The organism is Curtobacterium sp. MCPF17_003, assembly GCF_003224385.1.
Taxonomy (GTDB): Bacteria; Actinomycetota; Actinomycetes; order Actinomycetales; family Microbacteriaceae; genus Curtobacterium; species Curtobacterium flaccumfaciens.
Genome location: NZ_QKLC01000034.1, coordinates 1 through 5,552 on the forward strand (window position 1 = coordinate 1; position 5,552 = coordinate 5,552).

General features: G+C 55.5%; 3 rRNA genes. All 3 read right to left on the reverse strand.

Features of this window, described 5'->3' with window-relative positions:
- Nucleotides 1-8: 8 nt before the first annotated feature.
- Nucleotides 9-125: ribosomal RNA gene (gene rrf, locus DEJ30_RS17700) — 5S ribosomal RNA — on the reverse strand.
- Nucleotides 126-283: 158 nt separating this feature from the next.
- Nucleotides 284-3,411, reverse strand: a 23S ribosomal RNA gene (locus tag DEJ30_RS17705).
- Between the two features lie 431 nt (nt 3,412-3,842).
- Nucleotides 3,843-5,364 (reverse strand): 16S ribosomal RNA (locus DEJ30_RS17710).
- The 16S, 23S and 5S rRNA genes sit together here, the layout of an rRNA operon.
- Nucleotides 5,365-5,552: the final 188 nt, after the last annotated feature.

The window sequence follows — 5,552 nt, forward strand, 5'->3', positions numbered from 1 at the left end:
TACGTTAAGTCCGGCGGCGTCCTACTCTCCCACAAGGTCCCCCTTGCAGTACCATCGGCGCTGAGAGGCTTAGCTTCCGGGTTCGGAATGTGACCGGGCGTTTCCCTCTCGCTATGACCACCGGAACACTCTCGACCAGATCATACTGTTGGTCTCAAAGCTGTCCCAGCTGCTGCCCCCCGTGAAGAGGGCAGAGCGGTGTATTCAGTTTCGATTCCCGATCGTCTGTCGGGAACCACAAAGTGGACGCGAGCCCGTGCAACACGTGCACGGAAATCAGTGTGTTATCAAGTCTTCGGCTTATTAGTACCGGTCAGCTCCACGGGTCGTTAGTCCCCGCTTCCACATCCGGCCTATCAACCCAGTAGTCTGCTGGGAGCCTCTCACACTCAAGGTGCATGGAAATCTCATCTCGAAGACGGCTTCCCGCTTAGATGCTTTCAGCGGTTATCCGGTCCGAACGTAGCTAATCAGCGGTGCCCTTGGCAGAACAACTGACACACCAGAGGTTCGTCCATCCCGGTCCTCTCGTACTAGGGATAGATCTTCTCAAATTTCCAACGCGCGCAGCGGATAGGGACCGAACTGTCTCACGACGTTCTAAACCCAGCTCGCGTACCGCTTTAATGGGCGAACAGCCCAACCCTTGGGACCTACTCCAGCCCCAGGATGCGACGAGCCGACATCGAGGTGCCAAACCATGCCGTCGATATGGACTCTTGGGCAAGATCAGCCTGTTATCCCCGAGGTACCTTTTATCCGTTGAGCGACAGCGCTTCCACAAGCCACTGCCGGATCACTAGTCCCGACTTTCGTCCCTGCTCGACCTGTCAGTCTCACAGTCAAGCTCCCTTGTGCACTTACACTCGCCACCTGATTGCCAACCAGGTTGAGGGAACCTTTGGGCGCCTCCGTTACTCTTTGGGAGGCAACCGCCCCAGTTAAACTACCCATCAGGCACTGTCCATGAACCCGATCAGGGTCCTACGTTAGACATCCAAAGTGACCAGAGTGGTATTTCAACAATGACTCCACGAACACTAGCGTGCCCGCTTCACAGTCTCCCACCTATCCTACACAAGCCACTCCGAACACCAATACCAAACTGTAGTAAAGGTCACGGGGTCTTTCCGTCCTGCTGCGCGTAACGAGCATCTTTACTCGTAGTGCAATTTCGCCGAGTTCGCGGTTGAGACAGCTGGGAAGTCGTTACGCCATTCGTGCAGGTCGGAACTTACCCGACAAGGAATTTCGCTACCTTAGGATGGTTATAGTTACCACCGCCGTTTACTGGGGCTTAAATTCAGAGCTTCGCCCAAAGGCTAACCCTTCCTCTTAACCTTCCAGCACCGGGCAGGCGTCAGTCCGTATACATCGTCTTGCGACTTCGCACGGACCTGTGTTTTTAGTAAACAGTCGCTTCCCACTGGTCTCTGCGGCCTTCAACGCTCACGGAGTAAATCCGGTCACGTGTCCGGCCCCCCTTCTCCCGAAGTTACGGGGGCATTTTGCCGAGTTCCTTAACCACGATTCTCTCGATCTCCTTGGTATTCTCTACCTGACCACCTGAGTCGGTTTCGGGTACGGGCGGCTGCAACCTCGCGTCGATGCTTTTCTCGGCAGCATAGGATCACTGATTTCCCCTTACGGGTACGCGTCGGATCTCAGGCACACAGACGACGGATTTGCCTATCGTCAGCCCTACATCCTTACACCAGGTTCACCTTACGGATACCATCGCCTGGCTCAGCTACCTTCCTGCGTCACACCTGTTCATACGCTAACCGCACCAGCATGGGGTCGAGCGTTAGACCGGCCACCATCACCCCGAAGGGATCCGGTTGTACCGGGTTAGGACTCTTAGCACCACTGGATTAGCTTGGGCGGTTGTTCGCCGGTACGGGAATATCAACCCGTTGTCCATCGACTACGCCTGTCGGCCTCGCCTTAGGTCCCGACTTACCCAGGGCGGATTAACCTGGCCCTGGAACCCTTGGTCTTTCGGAGGACGGGTTTCTCACCCGTCTTTCGCTACTCATGCCTGCATTCTCACTCGTGTAGCGTCCACGGCTGGATCACTCCGCCGCTTCACTCGCCACACGACGCTCTCCTACCACTCCGCACGACTGAACCACGAAGGCTTGTCTATAGTGCGAAATCTACAACTTCGGTGGTGTGCTTGAGCCCCGTTACATTGTCGGCGCGGAATCACTTGACCAGTGAGCTATTACGCACTCTTTCAAGGGTGGCTGCTTCTAAGCCAACCTCCTGGTTGTCTGTGCAACTCCACATCCTTTCCCACTTAGCACACGCTTAGGGACCTTAGTTGGTAGTCTGGGTTGTTTCCCTCTCGACGATGAAGCTTATCCCCCACCGTCTCACTGCTGCGCTCTCACTCACCGGCATTCGGAGTTTGGCTGACGTCAGTAACCTGTTGAGGCCCATCGGCCATCCAGTAGCTCTACCTCCGGCGAGAAACACGCAACGCTGCACCTAAATGCATTTCGGAGAGAACCAGCTATCACGAAGTTTGATTGGCCTTTCACCCCTATCCACAGCTCATCCCCTCCATTTTCAACTGAAGTGGGTTCGGTCCTCCACGACGTCTTACCGTCGCTTCAACCTGGCCATGGATAGATCACTTCGCTTCGGGTCTAGAACATGCGACTCAAACGCCCTATTCAGACTCGCTTTCGCTACGGCTGCCCCTCACGGGTTAACCTCGCCACATATCACTAACTCGCAGGCTCATTCTTCAAAAGGCACGCCGTCACCCCTACTAAGGAGGCTCCGACGGTTTGTAAGCAAACGGTTTCAGGTACTATTTCACTCCCCTCCCGGGGTACTTTTCACCTTTCCCTCACGGTACTTGTCCGCTATCGGTCATCTGGGAGTATTTAGGCTTATCAGGTGGTCCTGACAGATTCACACGGGATTTCTCGGGCCCCGTGCTACTTGGGATACACATCCGGCCATAACACCATTTCGTCTACGGGGCTGGCACCCACTACGGCCCGGCTTTCAAACCGGTTCGACTATGATGCGCTGTAACCGTCCCAGTCCGGCAGAACTGAGTGACGTGTCCCACAACCCCGACCATGCAACGCCCGCCGGCTATCACACATGATCGGTTTAGCCTCATCCGCTTTCGCTCGCCACTACTCACGGAATCACATGTTGTTTTCTCTTCCTGTGGGTACTGAGATGTTTCACTTCCCCACGTTCCCTCTACCCGCCCTATATATTCAGGCGGGAGTCACCAGGTCGCAAAACGCCTGGCGGGGTTTCCCCATTCGGAAATCCTCGGATCACAGCTCGATTATCAGCTCCCCGAGGCTTATCGCAGATTTCTACGTCCTTCATCGGCTCCAGATGCCAAGGCATCCACCGTTTGCTCTTAGAAACTTGACCACAAAGATTAAAATTGCGATCCAACGTCACCACACCAACCCGAAGGCCGGTCATGGATGACGCGAATCAAAGATGCTCGCGTCCACTGTGTAGTTCTCAACATACGATCGGCACCAGCACTCCCCCACCACAACGGTAGGTTCACCCTGGCCCGACGAAGGACCCGTAGGCCCAACCCCCACCAACACTCACGCGTCAGCAGGAAGCCTGGTCCCTCAGGACCCAACAACGTGCACCAGCCAGCAGCTCCACCTTCGACCCGTCCCAACCCTGCAAGCAGAGCGTACTGAGGTCGGAAGCATCACTCCCAACTGCACTGTCAATGTTCCACCCATGAGCTACCCGTCGGACACGTTCGGTCCGAATCAGGCGCCTGGACCAGCAACCAACCACCCATGATGAGCGACCAGCACTGACCAGATGCTCCTTAGAAAGGAGGTGATCCAGCCGCACCTTCCGGTACGGCTACCTTGTTACGACTTAGTCCTAATCACCGATCCCACCTTCGACGGCTCCTTCCACAAGGGTTAGGCCACCGGCTTCGGGTGTTACCGACTTTCATGACTTGACGGGCGGTGTGTACAAGGCCCGGGAACGTATTCACCGCAGCGTTGCTGATCTGCGATTACTAGCGACTCCGACTTCATGAGGTCGAGTTGCAGACCTCAATCCGAACTGAGACCGGCTTTTTGGGATTCGCTCCACCTTACGGTATCGCAGCCCTTTGTACCGGCCATTGTAGCATGCGTGAAGCCCAAGACATAAGGGGCATGATGATTTGACGTCATCCCCACCTTCCTCCGAGTTGACCCCGGCAGTCTCCTATGAGTCCCCGGCATAACCCGCTGGCAACATAGAACGAGGGTTGCGCTCGTTGCGGGACTTAACCCAACATCTCACGACACGAGCTGACGACAACCATGCACCACCTGTACACCGACCACAAGGGGGCGACCATCTCTGGCCGTTTCCGGTGTATGTCAAGCCTTGGTAAGGTTCTTCGCGTTGCATCGAATTAATCCGCATGCTCCGCCGCTTGTGCGGGCCCCCGTCAATTCCTTTGAGTTTTAGCCTTGCGGCCGTACTCCCCAGGCGGGGCGCTTAATGCGTTAGCTACGACACAGAAACCGTGGAAAGGTCCCTACATCTAGCGCCCAACGTTTACGGCATGGACTACCAGGGTATCTAATCCTGTTCGCTCCCCATGCTTTCGCTCCTCAGCGTCAGTTACGGCCCAGAGATCTGCCTTCGCCATCGGTGTTCCTCCTGATATCTGCGCATTCCACCGCTACACCAGGAATTCCAATCTCCCCTACCGCACTCTAGTCTGCCCGTACCCACTGCAAGCCCGAGGTTGAGCCTCGGGATTTCACAGCAGACGCGACAAACCGCCTACGAGCTCTTTACGCCCAATAATTCCGGACAACGCTTGCACCCTACGTATTACCGCGGCTGCTGGCACGTAGTTAGCCGGTGCTTTTTCTGCAGGTACCGTCACTTTCGCTTCTTCCCTACTAAAAGAGGTTTACAACCCGAAGGCCGTCATCCCTCACGCGGCGTTGCTGCATCAGGCTTTCGCCCATTGTGCAATATTCCCCACTGCTGCCTCCCGTAGGAGTCTGGGCCGTGTCTCAGTCCCAGTGTGGCCGGTCACCCTCTCAGGCCGGCTACCCGTCGTCGCCTTGGTGAGCCATTACCTCACCAACAAGCTGATAGGCCGCGAGTCCATCCCCAACCAAAAAATCTTTCCACCACCAGACCATGCGGCCAGTGATCATATCCAGTATTAGACGTCGTTTCCAACGCTTATCCCAGAGTCAGGGGCAGGTTACTCACGTGTTACTCACCCGTTCGCCACTAATCCACCCAGCAAGCTGGGCATCATCGTTCGACTTGCATGTGTTAAGCACGCCGCCAGCGTTCGTCCTGAGCCAGGATCAAACTCTCCGTAAAAAAATACAGACCCAACACCCGAAGGCATCAGACCGAGTTGATTCTGACTGTTGACTGTCTACTGACAATCTTCAATCCAAAAGGAATTGCTTCATGACCCGATCGGCAAACCGACCAGGCACGAGGTCAATCAATAAATTGGCATTGACAATGTGCACGCTGTTGAGTTCTCAAGGACCAGACGCACT